The organism is Arthrobacter sp. U41, from assembly GCF_001750145.1.
Lineage (GTDB): Bacteria > Actinomycetota > Actinomycetes > Actinomycetales > Micrococcaceae > Arthrobacter.
Genome location: NZ_CP015732.1, coordinates 2858252 through 2873970, shown reverse-complemented (window position 1 = coordinate 2873970; position 15719 = coordinate 2858252). Strand labels below are relative to the sequence as shown.

Genomic DNA, 15719 nt, shown 5'->3' with positions numbered 1-15719 from the left:
GCCGCGGGCGGACCCCGCAGCGGCAGTGCCTCAGTGCTTGGCGAGTGCCCCGGCGACCAGGAACGCCATCTCGAGGGACTGCATGTGGTTCAAGCGAGGATCGCACACCGATTCGTAGCGGTCCAGGAAGGACTCCTGGTCCACCGGGTCGGCCCCGCCCAGGCACTCGGCGACGTCGTCGCCGGTCATCTCGACGTGCAGCCCGCCCGGGACGGTGCCGAGCGCGTGGTGGACCTCGAAGAAGCCGCGGACCTCATCGATGACGTCGTCGAAGTTGCGGGTCTTGTAGCCGTTCGGCGAGGTCACCGTGTTGCCGTGCATGGGGTCGGTCACCCAGAGCACCTGGGCGCCGGAGGCCGTGACCCGCTCCACGATCGGGGGCAGCTTCTCGCGGATGTTGCCGGCACCCATCCGGGTGATGAAGGTCAGGCGGCCGGGTTCGCGGTCCGGGTCCAGCTTGTCGATCAGGCGCAGCGCATCGTCGCCGCTGGTGCCGGGGCCCAGCTTGACGCCGATCGGGTTCCGTACCCGCGAGAGGAAGTCGACGTGGGCGTGGTCCAGTTCGCGCGTGCGCTCACCGATCCAGAGGAAGTGCGCGGAGGTGTCATACGGGAAGCCGGTGCGGGAGTCGATGCGGGTCAGGGCGCGTTCGTAGTCGAGCAGCAGCGCCTCATGGCTGGCGTAGAACTCCACACGCTTGAGCGCCTCGAAGTCGGCCCCGCAGGACGCCATGAACTTGATGGCACGGTCGATGTCCCGGGCCAGGGACTCGTAGCGTGCGTGGGCGGGGTTCTCGGTGAAGCCCTTGTTCCACTGGTGCACGAGCCGCAGGTCCGCGAAGCCGCCCTGGGTGAAGGCGCGGATCAGGTTCAGGGTGGAGGCGGAGGTGTGGTACGCCTTGAGCATCCGGCTGGCGTCGTGCGCGCGGGATTCCGGGGTGAAATCATAGCCGTTGACGATGTCGCCGCGGTAGGCCGGCAGCGTGACGCCGTCGCGGGTTTCGTCGTTGGAGGAGCGCGGCTTGGCGAACTGTCCGGCCATGCGGCCCATTTTGATGACCGGCATGGCGGCGCCGTACGTGAGGACGACGGCCATCTGGAGAATGGTGCGGACGCGGGCGCTGATCTTGTCGGCCGTGGCCGCTTCGAACGTTTCCGCGCAGTCACCGCCCTGGAGCAGGAATGCCTTGCCCTGGGCCGCGGCGGCGAGCCGCTCCCGCAGGATGTCCACTTCGCCGGCGAAGACGAGCGGCGGAAGGACGGACAGTTCCTTCACGGAGGCTTCGAAGACGGCCTTGTCCGACCAGCTCGGCTGCTGGGAGGCAGGCAACTCCCGCCAGTGGTCCAGGCCGGGATAATTGGCGGCACCGCTCTGGGCGGTGCTGGTCAGGGCGGAGCCCGCCAGGGGCGAGCCACTCACGGAACTGTTCAGGGGGAGGGCCGTAGCCGCAGATAGCTCAGTCACCCTCTAAGGATAGTTGCCCCCGTGGCGATCGTCAGACCCGGGCCGTCATTTGACTGCGCCGGGGCCGTCACACGGTCCGCTCACGCACTCCCGGGTGCTGCGGGGCCGGGGCCGGCGGCGCCGTCCTCCGGAACCTCGGTGGCTTTCCCGGCGAGGCGGAGCTTGACGACGGCGGCGTACTCGTCGATGTATTCCTGGCCGGAGAGGCGCATCAGTTCGTACATGATCTCGTCGGTCACGGACCGCTGGATCAGCCGGTCATCCTCCATGCCGTAGTAGCGGCTGAAGTCCAGCGGCTCACCGAAGATCATCCCGATGCGACGGATGTTGGGCATCCGTTTGCCGATCGGCTGGACCTTGTCCGTGCCGATCATCGCGACCGGGATCACGGGGACCCGGGCCTGCAGCGCCAGCCGCGCCACCCCGACCTTGCCGCGGTACAGCCGGGAGTCCGGGCTGCGGGTGCCCTCCGGATAAATGCCCAGGAGCGAACCGTTCTTCAGCACGTCCATGCCGGCATTGAGCGACAGGGCTGACGCGGCCCCGCCGGAGCGGTCCATCGGCAGCTGGTTGGTGAGCCGGAAGAACGTGGCCGTCAGCCTGCCCTTGATCCCCTTGCCGGTGAAGTACTCGGATTTCGCGAGGAACACGACGGGCCGGGGCACCATCAGCGGCATAAAGATGGAGTCGGAGAAGGAGAGATGGTTGGAGGCCAGGATGGCGGCGCCTTCGGCGGGGACATTGTCCAGGCCCTTGACCCAGGGCCTGAAAAGCGTCTTCAGGACCGGCCCGAGAACGAACGTCTTCATGAACCAATAAAACACGTGGTGTACCTCTCCGGAAGGCGTCTGGCGGGGCCCGCAGCGGACCGGCGCCAGGACTTCAATGACACCCTACTCTAGTGAGTTTTGTCCGGAACAGTGACACGATGGGCTCATGACCGGAAGCAGCACTCCCCTGGCGCCCGCGGCGTTCAATTATCCCGGCCACGGCGCCAACGCGGGCATCGGCGTGGCCATCTGCCACGGCTTCACCGGCAGCCCGCTGAGCGTCCTGCCCTGGGCGGAGCATCTGGCCCGGCAGGGCTTTGCGGTGTCCGTGCCGCTGCTGCCCGGTCACGGCACCGACTGGCGCGACCTGGCCCGCCACGGCTGGCAGGACTGGTACCGGGCCTTCGAGGCCTCCTATCTGGAGCTGGCCGCCGGAACCCGGCACTGCTACGTGGCAGGACTCTCCATGGGCGGGACCATCGCCCTGCGCACCGCGGCACGCCACGACGTCGCCGGGGTCGCCGTCGTCAACCCCGGGCTGAGCTTCTACGACCGCCGGGTGCGCTACATCGGCCTGCTCAAGCACGTCCAGCGCACCACCGTTCCGGTCCAGGAATCGGGTCCGACGGCCTCGGCCACCGAGGACGGCGACTACTCGCTGACCCCGCTGGAAGCCGTCCACCAGCTGAGCCGGCTCTTCCGGGCGGTGCTGCGCGAACTGCCCGCCGTCGCCGCGCCGGCGCTGGTGTTCAAGTCCGACACCGACACCGTGGTTCCGCCCTCCTCGCTCGAACTGCTGCGGAAGCGGCTGGGCTCGCGGGAGCTGGAGGTGGTCGGCCTGCCGGAGAGCGGGCACGTGGCCACCCTCGACGTCGACGCCCCGCTGATCTTCGACCGTTCCGTTCAGTTTTTCCTGCAGCACACAGCCACCACAGCCCGGGAGACCCCATGACCATTCCCCTGGACCACACTCCGTTCAGCAGCCCGTTCACCGGAACCGGTCCCCGCACCGGAGTCCTGGTCTCGCACGGCTTCACCGGCAGTCCGCACGGTGTCAGGGACTGGGCCAGGTCGCTGGCCGACGCCGGCTACGCTGTGCGGATGCCGCTGCTGCCGGGGCACGGCACCAGCTGGCAGGAGCTGTCCCGGACACGCTGGCAGGAGTGGCACGCGGCGCTCGACGCCGCCTACCTTGAACTTGCCGGGGAATGTGAGCACGTCGTGGTGGCGGGCCTGTCCATGGGCGGGGCCCTGGCGCTGCGGATTGCCGCCACCCGCCCGGTGGCCGGGGCCGTGCTGGTGAACCCCGCCCTTGTCATTGACGATCCCCGCGCCCCGCTGGCCGGCATCCTGAAATTCGTGCTCAAGAGCACCCCCGCGATCGCCAACGACATCCTCAAGGAGGGCATCGACGAGGGGGCCTACACCCGGACTCCGGTCGCGGCGGCACACGAGCTGAACAGGATGTTCAAGGACACCCTGCGGCTGCTGCCGCGGATAACCGCGCCTGTGCGGGTCTACCGCTCCGCGGTGGACCATGTGGTCTCCGACTCAAGCATGGTGGCCCTGCGCCGCGGCCTGACCCGCGCCCCGCTGGAAGTGATCCGGCTGGAAAACAGCTACCACGTGGCTACGATGGACAACGACGCGCCTATGATCTTCCACGGCTCGGCCGAATTCGTCCGGTCGCTGGCTGCGGGAGGCACTCCGGACGCTGCCCACGCTAGCCAAAAGGACACGGCAGATGACTAGACCGGACCCCAACTCTCCGGACCCGGATTCCAGCGCCAACCAGGACGACGCCGTCTGGCTGGACCTGGTCGCCAGGCTCGAAGGCAGGGACCAGGGCGCAGGCCCCGGGACCGCGGAAGGCCGGGAAGACACGGACGGCACGGAGGACCGGGAAGGGTCCCGCACGGACGGCGCGGGCGCCGACAGTACCGCAGCGGCCCGGCCCTTCAGCGACTTCGACCCGCTGGGGCTCTCCGCCGGGCTGCCGGTTGAACCCTCCGCCGCTGAGCGGCTGGCACGGAGCCAGGCCGCCGCGGCAAGTCCGGAGGCTGCGGATGGCCCGGAGGCGGCACGGGGACCCCGGGACTATGACTCAGCGGATGAGGACCCGTTTGCGGGCGAATTCGTGCCGGAGGAGCCGCCCAGCCTCGCCGGAACCGACCCGCTGACCGTGCTGGCCTGGCTGGGTGCAGTGGGTGGCCCGGTGGCGCTGCTGATGTCTGCGATGTTCTGGCGCTCCGCCCCGCTGATGGCCATCCTCGGAATGGTCGCCGCCTTTGCGGCGTCGCTGGTGTTCCTGATCATGAAGCTGCCGGGTGAAAAAGACGAACACGACGACGGCGCGCGCCTCTAGCTGTGCATGCGGCTGCTGACCCGGGACAGGTCCGCAGCGCCGATCAGGCCCGCATTCGGGCCCAGGGCCGCCAGCTGGATCTCCGCCGCGGGCCGGAAGCCGCGGCCGGTCAGGTTCCGGGCGAAGGCCTTCCGTGCCGGGCCGACCAGCAGTTCACCGGCGTCGCAGAGTCCGCCGCCGATCACGAACATGCCCGGATCCAGCGCGGCAGCAAGGTTCGCGAGGCCCAGCCCAAGCCACTCCCCGACGTCTTCGAGCAGCTCCCATGAGGTCGGATCCCCCGCCTTGGCCAGCTCGGTGACAATCACCCCGGTGATGCGCTCCGCGTGGCCGTCCACTGCCTTGAGCAGTTCCTGGGCCACCGGGGAGTTGGCGGCGGCCAGTTCCCGGGCTTCCCGGCCGAGCGCGTTGCCGGACGCGTACTGCTCCCAGCAGCCCCGGTTGCCGCACTCGCAGCGGTGGCCCCCCGGCATGATGATCTGGTGGCCGAACTCCCCCGCCACGCCGAAGCGGCCGCGTTCCAGCCGGCCGTCCATCACCATGGCCCCGCCGATGCCGGTTCCGAGGGTGATGCAGACCAGGCGGCTCTGGCCCTGCCCGGCGCCGAAGCGCCATTCCGCCCAGCCGGCCGCATCGGCGTCGTTGGTCAGCAGCACCGGCCGGCGGAGCAGCCGCTGCAGGTTGTCCCGGAGGGGTTCGTTGCGCCAGGCCAGATGGGGGCTGAAGAGCACGGTGCCGCCGTCGAGGTCCATCCAGCCGGCAGCGCCAATCCCGACCGACCAGATCCGGTGGCCCTCGCCCAGCTCCTCGACCAGCTCCACGATCACCTGTTCGACGGCCCGGGGGTCGTTGCCCGGAGTGGACCGCTTGGCCTGGGCGAGGATCCGCCCCTCGGCGTCGACCACACCGGCCGCCACCTTGGTGCCGCCAATGTCCACGCCAATGGCGAGTCCCTTGCGGCCCAGCCGCAGGTGCTCCCGCAAACCCTGGCCGGCCGGTCCGGCGGCCCCGCCCGCCATCGTCCTGCGCCGCCAGGCGGCCGTCCTGCGGTACGGGCCGGGCTGCTGCCCGGGTGTAGGTGTGTGCATGATTCCCTATCCTATTCGCCGGACCGCCGCGCACCAGCCGCACCACAGGGGTTACCAAAACGTAAGGTTACTCATCAGTAGGTGTGGTGGAACACACATGCCGTGGACCGCATACTAGTGTTAGTCATACCCCTCGTGGGTCCATGGATATCAAAGGAGCTAACGTGCGAGAAATCAGTGTCCCGCCCCTGGTCAACGTCCCCCCGGAAATGAACGTCACGGATTTGGTCCTGCGCCAGGCGGCGAAGGCCTCCAACCCGGCACTGTTCTCCCGACTCGACGCCGGCGGAGCGTGGCAGGACATCCGGGCCACCGACTTCCTGGCCGATGTGTCACTGCTCGCCAAGGGCCTGATGGCCAGCGGAGTTGCCCCGGGTGACCGGGTTGGCATCATGTCCCGCACCCGGTACGAATGGGCCCTGATTGACTTCGCCATCTGGTTCGCCGGTGCTGTCTCCGTGCCGATCTACGAGACTTCCTCCCCCTCACAGGTTGCCTGGAACCTGGGCGATTCCGGTGCCGTCGCCGCGTTCGGCGAGTCCGCCCACCACGAGAGCATCATCCGGCAGGCCGCCAGCTCCGAAGGCCTCACCGAGCTGGCGCATGTCTGGCAGCTCGAGGGAACCGGCCTCGACGAGGTCCGCGCCGCCGGTGCGACGGTCAGCAACGAGGAGCTTGAGGCCCGGCGCAGCCTGGCGTCCCTGCACGACCTCGCCACGATCATCTACACCTCCGGCACCACCGGCCGGCCCAAGGGCTGCGAGCTGACCCACGGCAACTTCGTGGAACTCTCCGAAAATGCGCTGGCCACCTCGCTGAACAAGATCGTCCACGAGCAGGCCCGGACCATCATGTTCCTGCCGCTCGCCCACGTGTTCGCGCGCTTCATTTCGGTGCTTGCGGTCGCCGCGGGCGTCACGGTGGCGCACACGCCCGACATCAAGAACCTCCTGCCGGACCTGCAGAGCTACAAGCCGACCTTCATCCTCGCGGTGCCGCGGGTGTTTGAGAAGGTCTACAACTCGGCGCTCACCAAGGCCGAGGATGGCGGCAAGGGCGCGATCTTCCACCGCGCTGCGGACACCGCCATCGAGTTCTCCCGCGCGCGCCAGGCCGGCAAGATCGGACTGGGCCTGAAGCTCAAGCACACCCTCTTCGACAAGCTCGTCTACAGCAAGCTCCGCGCCGCCATGGGCGGCGAGGTGGCGCACGCCGTCTCCGGCGGCGGCCCGCTGGGCGAGCGGCTCGGACACTTCTTCCAGGGCATCGGCATGCAGATCCTGGAAGGCTACGGGCTGACCGAGACGACGGCCCCGGTAACCGTGAACACCCCGGATCTGATCAAGATCGGCACCGTCGGCGCCCCGATTCCGGGCAATGCCGTGAAGATCGCCGACGACGGCGAGATCCTCGCCAAGGGTGTGTGCGTCATGCGCGGCTACTACAAGCGCGAGGATCTCTCCGCCGAGTCCTCCGTCGATGGCTGGTTCCGCACCGGCGACATCGGACAGCTCGATGAGCAGGGCTTCCTGACCATCACCGGGCGCAAGAAGGAAATCATCGTCACGGCCAGCGGCAAGAATGTCGTGCCGGCCCTGCTGGAGGACCAGATCCGCGCCGACGCGCTGGTCTCGCAGGTGCTGGTGGTCGGTGACAACCGCCCCTTCATCGGCGCGCTGGTCACCCTCGACGAGGAGGCCCTGCCCGGCTGGCTGCACCGCCACGGCCTGCCCGCGTCAACGACCGTCGCGGAGGCCACCGACAACCCGGTGGTCAAGGCTGCAGTGCAGGAACTCATCAACGGCGCGAACCAGTCGGTGTCCCAGGCCGAGGCCATCAAGTCCTTCCGGATCGTGCCGGGCGACTTCACCGAGGCCTCCGGGCACCTGACGCCGTCGATGAAGGTCAAGCGGGCCCAGGTGATGAAGGACTTCGAGAACGTCATCGAGGAAATGTACGGCACCCCCCGCCCCGCCCAGGTCTAACCGGCACCCACCCCAAGGCAACGCGGGGTCACTTCCGGCCCATCCTGGGCCCCCGGATGGGCCGGAAGTGACCCCGCGTTGCTTGTAGAAGAAGGGTCCTTCCAGCCTCGGCCGGAAGGACCCTTCGTCTTTTGCGCTGTGTCGCCCTGCGGTGCTGCTGCTACTCGACGACCAGCAGCAGGTCCCCGCCCTGGACCTGTTCGATCGCGCCGACGGCGAGGCGCGAGACGGTGCCGGCCACCGGCGTCGTGATGGATGCCTCCATCTTCATGGCCTCGATCGTGGCGACGGTGTCGCCGGCCTTGACCGACTCGCCGGCCTTGACGGTCAGGGTGACGGCGCCGGCGAACGGCGCGGCCACCTGGCCGGGCTGGGAGGTGTCGGCGCGTTCCGCGGCCTTGACGTTGCTGACCACGGAGCGGTCGCGGACCACAACCGGGCGGGACTGCCCGTTGAGCGTGCACATCACGGTGCGCATGCCCTTCTCGTCCGGCTCGGAGACCGCTTCGAGCGAGGCGATCAGGCGGACGCCCTTCTCCAGCTCGATCTCGTGCTCGGCGCCGCGCTGCAGCCCGAAGAGGTAGTCGCGGGTGTCGAGCACTGAGAGGTTGCCGTAGGACTCCACGCTCTTCTGGTAGTCCTTGGTCGGACCCGCGAAGAGCAGCCGGTTGAGGGTCTGCTGCACCGTTTTGGAGTCGGACGTGAGTGCGGCGCTGTCCTCGGCGCTGAGCTCGACGTCGCGGACCTTGACGGTGCGGCCCTGCAGGGCCTTGGTGCGGAACGGTTCCGGCCAGCCTCCGGGTGGGTCGCCCAGTTCACCGGAGAGAAAGCCGATCACGGAGTCCGGGATGTCGTATTTCTGCGGGTTCTCGTTGAAGTCGGCGGGATCGGCGTTGAGTCCGACGAGGTGCAGGGCGAGGTCGCCGACGACCTTGGAGGACGGGGTGACCTTCACGAGCCGGCCCAGGATGCGGTCGGCCGCGGTGTACATGTCCTCGATGGCCTCGAACCGCTCACCGAGGCCCAGCGCCATCGCCTGCTGGCGCAGGTTGGAGAGCTGGCCGCCGGGGATTTCGTGCTGGTAGACCCGGCCGGTGGGGCCCGGGAGGCCGGATTCGAACGGTGCGTAGACGCGGCGCACGGCTTCCCAGTACGGTTCCAGGGCGCACACGTTCGCCAGGCTCAGCCCGGTGTCCCGGGGCGTGTGGGCCAGGGCGGCGACCAGGGCGGAGGCTGAGGGCTGGCTGGTGGTGCCGGCCAGCGAGGCGGAGGCCACGTCCACGGCGTCCACCCCGGCGTCGACGGCTGCCAGCAGTGTGGCCAGCTGTCCGCCCGCGGTGTCATGCGTGTGCAGGTGGACCGGAAGGTCGAAGCGTTCGCGCAGCGCCGTCACCAGGCGGGCAGCGGCGGCGGGACGCAGCAGGCCCGCCATGTCCTTGATCGCCAGGATGTGCGCACCGGCGTCGACGATTCGCTGCGCCAGTTCCAGGTAGTAGTCCAGGGTGTAGAGCGTCTCGTCCGGGTCCAGCATGTCGGCGGTGTAGCACAGTGCCACTTCCGCGACGGCGGTCCCGGTGTCCCGGACGGCGCGGATCGCCGGTGCCATCTGGTTGACGTCATTGAGCGCATCGAAGATGCGGAAGATGTCGATGCCGGTGGCGGCGGCCTCGTTCACGAACGCGACCGTGACCTCTTCCGGGTACGGGGTGTAGCCGACGGTGTTGCGGCCGCGCAGCAGCATCTGCAGGCAGACGTTCGGCAGCGCCTTGCGCAGCGAGGAGAGCCGGTGCCAGGGATCTTCACCGAGGAAGCGCAGGGACACGTCGTAGGTGGCGCCGCCCCAGGCCTCGACGGAGAGCAGTTCCGGGAGGAGCTTGGAGACGGCCGGGCCGGCGGCCACGAGGTCGCGGGTGCGGACCCTGGTCGCGAGCAGGGACTGGTGCGCGTCGCGGAACGTGGTGTCCGTGACGGCGACGGCGTCCTGCGCGCGGAGGTCCCTCGCGAAGCCTTCCGGGCCCAGCTCCAGCAGCCGCTGGCGGGAGCCGGGCAGGGCAGCGGCTTCGTCCAGGGCGGGGAGCTTGGCGGCGGGATCGCTGTGGACCGTGAGCTCGCCGTTGGGCTTGTTCACGGTGACTTCGGCGAGCCAGGTCAGCAGTTTGGTCCCGCGGTCTGCGGAGACCCGGGCCTTGAGCAGCTGCGGGCGCTCGTCGATGAAGTTTGTGGCCACGTTCCCGGCGATGAAGTCGGCGTCGTCCAGCACGGCCTGCAGGAAGGAGATATTGGTGGAGACGCCGCGGATCCGGAACTCGGCGAGGGCGCGGCGGGCCCGGGCCACGGCAGCCGGGTACTCGCGGCCGCGGCAGGTCAGCTTAACCAGCATGGAATCGAAGTGCGGGCTGATCTCGGCGCCCGAGTAGACGGTGCCGCCGTCGAGCCGGACGCCGGCGCCGCCGGCCGAACGGTAGCCGGTGATTTTGCCGACGTCGGGCCGGAAGCCGTTGGCCGGGTCCTCCGTGGTGATGCGGCACTGCAGGGCGGCACCCCTGAGCTTGACGGTCTCCTGGGACAGGCCCAGGTCCGCGAGGGTTTCGCCGGCGGCGATCCGCAGCTGCGCCTGGACCAGGTCGACGTCGGTGACTTCCTCGGTGACGGTGTGCTCAACCTGGATGCGCGGGTTCATTTCGATGAACACGTGCTGGCCGGCCCGTTCCCCGACCGTATCGACGAGGAATTCCACGGTGCCGGCGTTGACGTAGTTCAGCGCCTTGGCGAACTTCACGGCGTCCCGGTAGAGCGCCTGCCGGATGCCTTCGTCCAGGTTCGGCGCCGGGGCGATTTCGATGACCTTCTGGTGGCGGCGCTGGATGGAGCAGTCACGTTCGAAGAGGTGCATCACGTTGCCCTCCGCGTCCGCCAGGATCTGGACCTCGATGTGCCGGGGGCGCAGCACTGCCTGCTCCAGGAACATGGTCGGATCGCCGAAGGCTGCGTCGGCCTCGCGCATGGCGGCCTGCAGGGCTTCGGGCAGGTCCTCGCGGGTGTCGACGCGGCGCATGCCGCGCCCGCCGCCGCCGGCGACGGCCTTGGCGAAGATGGGAAACCCGATGACGTCCGCGGCTGCGATGAGCTCGTCGACGTCCTTCGAGGGCTGGCTTGATTTCAGCACCGGGACGCCGGCCTTGCGGGCAGCCTCCAGGGCCGCGACCTTGTTTCCGGCCAGTTCCAGTACCTCGGCCGGCGGGCCCACGAAGGTGATCCCGGCTTCCGCGGCGGCCCGGGCCAGGCGCGGATTCTCGGAGAGGAAGCCGTAGCCGGGGTAAATGGCGTCGGCCCCGGACTCCTTGGCCACGCGCACCACCTCGTCGACGTCGAGGTAGGCCCGGACGGGGTGGCCCTCTTCGCCGATCAGATATGCCTCGTCGGCCTTCTGGCGGTGGATCGAGTTGCGGTCCTCGTTCGGGAACACGGCGACAGTCTTGGCACCGAGTTCATAGCCGGCGCGGAAGGCACGGATCGCGATTTCGCCGCGATTGGCCACCAGAATCTTCGAAAACATACTTCTCCTGCATCATCGCGGGTGTATCGGTAATTGGTCACAGTGTCTAAGAGGTGGACGGGCAAACACAAATTATTGTGTCGACCGTCACAGCGGCGCGCGTCACGTATGCCGGATTAGCCAAGCACATCAGTCCAGCACATCAGGGCCAGCACACAAGCCGCGTACCTAAGGCAGGCGCCTCAGGCGGTGTGGATCCCGGCCCCGGTTGCAGCTTATCCATGATCTGCCGCCCCGGCACCCGATGAGGCAGGTTTCGGGGGTGCGGCAACATATGATGAGGGGGTGGGTGGCGCATGCACGCCCCGGTTCCGGAGAACGCAGGAGCCGGCAGGACCCCGTCCCGGCAACCGGCGTTAGGTATTGGTTTTTCAAGTGCAAGTAATCAGCATCAGCAGCCTCAAAGGCGGTGTCGGCAAGACATCGGTGACCACCGGATTGGCGTCCGCGGCCTTGGCCGCCGGCATCCCCACCCTTGTCGTCGACCTTGATCCCCACGCCGATGCGAGCACGGCCCTGGGAGTCCGGCCCGGAGAACAGCAGGACATCGGCCGGATGCTCAAGGCCCCCAGGCGGGCCCGCCTGGCCGAGAACGTGGTCGCGAGCGGCTGGGTGGAACGGGCTTCCGCCAACGGCGGCGCTCCGGCCGGCCCGGCGGCGGCCGTCCTCGATGTGGCTGTCGGTTCCGCCTACACCGGCATTTACGACCGTCCCGACCTCGGCCGCCGTGACCTGCGGCGGCTCTCCACAGTGCTGGCCGGCGCCGGGAAGTACGAGCTGGTCCTCGTGGATTGCCCGCCCTCCCTGAACGGGCTCACGCGGATGGCCTGGTCCGCCAGTGACAAGGTCGCCCTCGTCGCCGAACCCGGCCTGTTCTCCGTCGCGGGTACCGAACGCACCATGCGGGCCATCCAGCTGTTCCGGCAGGAATTCGCCCCGAACCTCTCCCCCGCCGGCATCGTCGCCAACCGGGTGCGCGCCGGTTCCGCCGAGCACACCTTCCGGCTCGCCGAGATGGAGTCCATGTTCGGCGGGCTGCTGCTGACCCCGCACATCCCCGAGCAGGCCAACTGGCAGCAGATCCAGGGCGCCGCCCACTCCATCCACCACTGGCCGGGCGAATCGGCCAAGAGCACCGCCGCGCTGTTCGACACGCTGCTGCGGAACCTGCTCAAGCCGGACGCGAAGCGGTCCGGCGGCCAGGTCCGGGACCGCGTCCGCCGCTGAGCAGGTCCGCCCGGCAACGGCAGAGGCCGCCTTCCCGTCGGGGAGGCGGCCTCTGCCGTAAATAGCCTGGTGGGGCGGAACCTAGCCGATCTTGCGTGCGGCGCGGCGCTTGCCGAGTTCGTCGCCCGGGAACGACTGGTCGCTGGCGTGTTCGCTGGGAAGGGCCGCGAGACTGCCTTCCACTTCCCGCCAGACCCGGCCGACGGCGATGCCGAAGACGCCCTGCCCGCCCTGGACGAGATCGATCACTTCGTCCGCGGAGGTGCACTCGTACACGCTGGCGCCATCGCTCATGAGGGTGATCTGGGCGAGGTCCTCGACGCCGCGCTCCCGGAGGTGCTCAACGGCGGTGCGGATCTGCTGCAGCGACACCCCGGTGTCGAGGAGGCGCTTGACGACCTTGAGGACCAGGATGTCGCGGAAACCGTAGAGACGCTGGGAGCCGGAACCGGCGGCGCCGCGGACGGCGGGCTCCACCAGCCCGGTGCGTGCCCAGTAGTCCAGTTGGCGGTAGGTGATGCCGGCGGCCTTGCAGGCCGTGGGTCCGCGGTAGCCCGCGTCCTCATCCAGAACAGGGAGGTCCTCCGTGAACAGCAGGCCCTGGGCACCGCTGGCGGGCACGGCCACACCAGCCGTCGAGGGCTGTTTGAGCTCGCCTGCTTCGCCTTTCGGACTCATGTGGATCCTCCTTGTCTTGGCTCCCCTGCGAAATATGCAGCAACAACCAGTTATCACTAGCTAAACAAAACACGGGCCGATAAAATTCATCCGTGTAATTCTGCCGGGGCTGCACTTTCCAGTGTGACCTGAGCGGCTGTTGCGTGCAATGGGAACTTGTACTTCTGACGTTAGGCCTGCCGGGGCCCAAGGTCAAAGACGTTCGAGGTATTGCCGGGGCGTGTCGAAACTTTCATCCTCGACTTTAACCTTGGCGTCGCGTCAGCCGGCGAAATCCTCAGGTTCGACGTCGTCGAGGAACTCGCGGAACCGGCGCAGCTCGCCCTCCTCGTCGACGGCGGGACCCGGGTGGGTGTCTTCGCCCTCGTCGTGTTCGGTGATCCGGACGCCGGCCTCCTCCATCACGGCGTCGGCGCACCAGATGCGGCACTTGGCGCGCAGGGCAAGCGCCAGGGCATCGGAGGCGCGGGAACTGACCGTGGTCCCGTTCTCGAACTGGAGCTGGCCGTAGAAGATGTTGTCCTCCACGGCCACAATGTTGACGCTGACGATCGAGTGGCCGAGGGTTTCGACCACGTCGATCAGCAGGTCGTGCGTCATCGGGCGCGGCGGCACGACCCCCTGCTGGGCCAGGGCGATGGCGCTGGCCTCGGGGGTGCCGATCCAGATCGGCACGTGCCGTTCGCCCTGGATCTCCTTGAGCAGGACAAGCGGCTGGTTGGACGGAAGCTCAATCCGCACGCCTACAATTTCGACCTCAATCATCAGATGTCCATCCTCGAGATGCGGTCCTGGACCAGGGCCCGGTGCAGGGTGAGGCACAGCTCGCTGATCTCCCGGGCCGCTTCGGCGGCACGGGCCTGGGATGCGGCGTCCTTGCGCGATGTCAGGGTCGCCACAGCACGCTCCACCAGCCCGAACTCACGTTCAGCGGCAGCCTGGAACGGACGCAGGTGACGTGGCTCCAGTCCGTGGCCCTCCAGCTGGACGCAGGCGCGGGCGACCTGAAGGGCGTGCTCATCGAATTTTCCGTTGACATGGCCGATCAGGCCGAAGCTCAGGAGCGATTCGAGCAGCGGCACGCTGGCGCCGGATTCGGCGCGGAGTTGCTCCGCGCTGAGCCGGCGGACCCGGTTCTGCAGTTCGGAGGCAAGTTCCTCCGAAACGATCCGCGGCGACACCGTGACGCCCGGCGGCAGGTTTTCGGGACGTTCCCCGCGGTCAATCGCGTCGAGGTAGTCCTTGATCACCTTCAACGGCAGGTACTGGTCGCGCTGGAGCGACAGCACGAAGCGCAGCCGTTCGACGTCGCTCTCGGCGTACTGCCGGTACCCGGCAGGTGTCCGCCGGGGGTTGATCAGTCCCTTTTCCTCCAGGAACCGGATTTTTGACGCGGTCATGCTGGGGAAGTCGTCGCTCAGCTGAGCCAGGACTTCCCCGATGTTCAGAACCTGGGGTCCGCGCCGTTCCGCTTGTGCCATGGCCACAGGCAGCTACCCCGGAATCAGACGTTGCCTGCTGCGCGGGCAGGGCTCAAATAGAAGGTGAGGCGGAACTTCCCGATCTGCACTTCGTGCCCGGATTTCAATTCCACGCTGTCGACGCGGTCGTGGTTCACGTAGGTGCCGTTCAGGCTTCCGGTGTCCACGACTTCGAAGCTGCGCGCGGTGCGGCGGAACTCGACGTGCCTGCGGGAAACCGTGACGTCATCGAGGAAGATGTCAGCGTCCGGGTGCCGGCCCGCCGTCGTGATGTCCGAATCCAGCAGGAAACGGGCACCGGCGTTGGGGCCGCTGTGCGCAATCAGGAGGGCAGAGCCGTACGGCAGCGCCTCAACCGCGGTCCGCTCCTCAGCCGAGAGCCTCGGCGTGATGGTCGGTTCTTCACGGACCGGGGTGAGGTTGATCGACGTGGTCTCCGAAGCCTTCAGTCCACCCGTGCCAAAACCGTCACCGGTGTTGTTGCTTTCGTGCCCAAACATTGATTCCTCCATTCGCTGCAGGTGTCCCCCCTGCAAACAACGCATGCTGTCCGGAAAAGCGTGGCAAATCCGGTGTCCGGCCCTTCGGCGGGGCGTTGTTTCGCTGGTTTCCCAACGGGTGTCCCAACGGCCCGGCCCGAATGTCCTTTGCTTTAGCCTACCTGCTGTTCGTACTCCGATGCACTGAGGAGCGACTCGACGGCGTCGGCCTCCGCGAGCTTGATTTCCATCAGCCAGCCCTCGCCGTACGGATCCGAATTGATCAGGGCGGAATCCGTGTCCAGGGCTTCGTTGCGGGCGACCACTTCACCGGCGACCGGTGCATAGATGTCGCTGACGCTTTTGGTGGATTCGACCTCGCCGATGACGTCGTTTGCCTTGATCGTGGTGCCGACCTCCGGCATCTGGGCATAGACGACGTCCCCAAGCGCGTCCTGGGCAAAATCGGTGATGCCCACGCGCACGACACCGTCCGCGTCCGGGGCAGATACCCACTCGTGTTCTGCGGTGTAGGACAGTTCTTCGGGAATGATGCTCATGACGGGCCTTTCCTCGGGTCAATCACCAATGTCGACGGCGGTCAACTGAACTGTCCGCCGCTGAAA

14 protein-coding genes are annotated in these 15719 nt (G+C 68.0%); 5 read left to right on the top strand and 9 right to left on the bottom strand.

The features are described 5' to 3' along the window. Positions 1-30: 30 nt before the first annotated feature. Both ASPU41_RS13085 and ASPU41_RS13080 read right to left on the bottom strand, forming a co-directional pair. A complete protein-coding gene (locus ASPU41_RS13085; RefSeq protein ID WP_442856198.1) occupies positions 31-1464 on the bottom strand; it encodes a class II 3-deoxy-7-phosphoheptulonate synthase in 1434 nt (477 codons plus the stop codon). Positions 1465-1544: 80 nt separating this feature from the next. Further along, the gene (locus tag ASPU41_RS13080) at positions 1545-2288 is read right to left on the bottom strand and encodes a lysophospholipid acyltransferase family protein (RefSeq protein WP_069951285.1); all 744 of its coding nucleotides are present in this window, start codon (positions 2286-2288) and stop codon (positions 1545-1547) included. 112 nt (positions 2289-2400) lie between these two features. On the opposite strand from ASPU41_RS13080, the gene ASPU41_RS13075 reads away from it, so the two are divergent. From ASPU41_RS13075 to ASPU41_RS13065, 3 genes are read left to right on the top strand one after another with little or no spacing between them, the layout of a single operon-like run. After that, positions 2401-3186: an alpha/beta hydrolase gene (locus ASPU41_RS13075; RefSeq protein WP_069951284.1), complete on the top strand. Its 786-nt coding sequence runs from the start codon at positions 2401-2403 to the stop codon at positions 3184-3186. Next, the gene (locus tag ASPU41_RS13070; RefSeq protein WP_069951283.1) at positions 3183-3986 is read left to right on the top strand and encodes an alpha/beta hydrolase; all 804 of its coding nucleotides are present in this window, start codon (positions 3183-3185) and stop codon (positions 3984-3986) included. Before ASPU41_RS13075 ends, ASPU41_RS13070 begins: the two co-directional genes overlap by 4 nt. Then, entirely contained in the window at positions 3979-4599 is a 621-nt protein-coding gene (locus ASPU41_RS13065; RefSeq protein WP_069951282.1) for a hypothetical protein, read from the top strand. Before ASPU41_RS13070 ends, ASPU41_RS13065 begins: the two co-directional genes overlap by 8 nt. Here ASPU41_RS13065 and ASPU41_RS13060 read toward each other — a convergent pair. Then, complete coding sequence (locus ASPU41_RS13060) at positions 4596-5618, bottom strand: ROK family glucokinase (RefSeq protein WP_069951281.1); 1023 nt, start codon at positions 5616-5618, stop codon at positions 4596-4598. The two genes, ASPU41_RS13065 and ASPU41_RS13060, sit on opposite strands and share 4 nt — an antisense overlap. 233 nt (positions 5619-5851) lie before the next feature. On the opposite strand from ASPU41_RS13060, the gene ASPU41_RS13055 reads away from it, so the two are divergent. Continuing rightward, complete coding sequence (locus ASPU41_RS13055) at positions 5852-7672, top strand: AMP-dependent synthetase/ligase (RefSeq protein WP_069951280.1); 1821 nt, start codon at positions 5852-5854, stop codon at positions 7670-7672. A gap of 160 nt (positions 7673-7832) precedes the next feature. Here the strand turns inward: ASPU41_RS13055 and ASPU41_RS13050 are convergent, their stop codons facing one another. Next, positions 7833-11228: a pyruvate carboxylase gene (locus ASPU41_RS13050; protein ID WP_069951279.1), complete on the bottom strand. Its 3396-nt coding sequence runs from the start codon at positions 11226-11228 to the stop codon at positions 7833-7835. Between the two features lie 375 nt (positions 11229-11603). Between ASPU41_RS13050 and ASPU41_RS13045 the strand changes: the two genes are divergently transcribed. Then, positions 11604-12455 carry a ParA family protein gene (locus tag ASPU41_RS13045; RefSeq protein ID WP_069951278.1) on the top strand — a complete coding sequence of 284 codons (852 nt, stop codon included), beginning with the start codon at positions 11604-11606 and terminating at the stop codon, positions 12453-12455. Positions 12456-12536: 81 nt separating this feature from the next. Here the strand turns inward: ASPU41_RS13045 and ASPU41_RS13040 are convergent, their stop codons facing one another. The 5 genes from ASPU41_RS13040 to gcvH all read right to left on the bottom strand — a co-directional run bounded on the left by ASPU41_RS13040 (position 12537) and on the right by gcvH (position 15653). Continuing rightward, on the bottom strand, positions 12537-13133 hold the full coding sequence (locus tag ASPU41_RS13040; protein WP_069951277.1) for a MerR family transcriptional regulator: 597 nt from the start codon (positions 13131-13133) through the stop codon (positions 12537-12539). A gap of 261 nt (positions 13134-13394) precedes the next feature. Continuing rightward, a complete protein-coding gene (locus tag ASPU41_RS13035; RefSeq protein WP_069951276.1) occupies positions 13395-13898 on the bottom strand; it encodes a bifunctional nuclease family protein in 504 nt (167 codons plus the stop codon). Next, positions 13898-14614, bottom strand: coding sequence for a transcriptional regulator FtsR (gene ftsR / locus ASPU41_RS13030; RefSeq protein ID WP_069951275.1), 717 nt, complete (start codon positions 14612-14614; stop codon positions 13898-13900). The genes ASPU41_RS13035 and ftsR overlap by 1 nt, the downstream gene beginning before the upstream one ends. Before the next feature lie 23 nt (positions 14615-14637). Then, positions 14638-15114: an FHA domain-containing protein gene (locus ASPU41_RS13025; RefSeq protein WP_069951274.1), complete on the bottom strand. Its 477-nt coding sequence runs from the start codon at positions 15112-15114 to the stop codon at positions 14638-14640. A gap of 152 nt (positions 15115-15266) precedes the next feature. Beyond that, positions 15267-15653, bottom strand: coding sequence for a glycine cleavage system protein GcvH (gcvH, locus tag ASPU41_RS13020; RefSeq protein WP_069951273.1), 387 nt, complete (start codon positions 15651-15653; stop codon positions 15267-15269). Positions 15654-15719 lie beyond the last annotated feature (66 nt).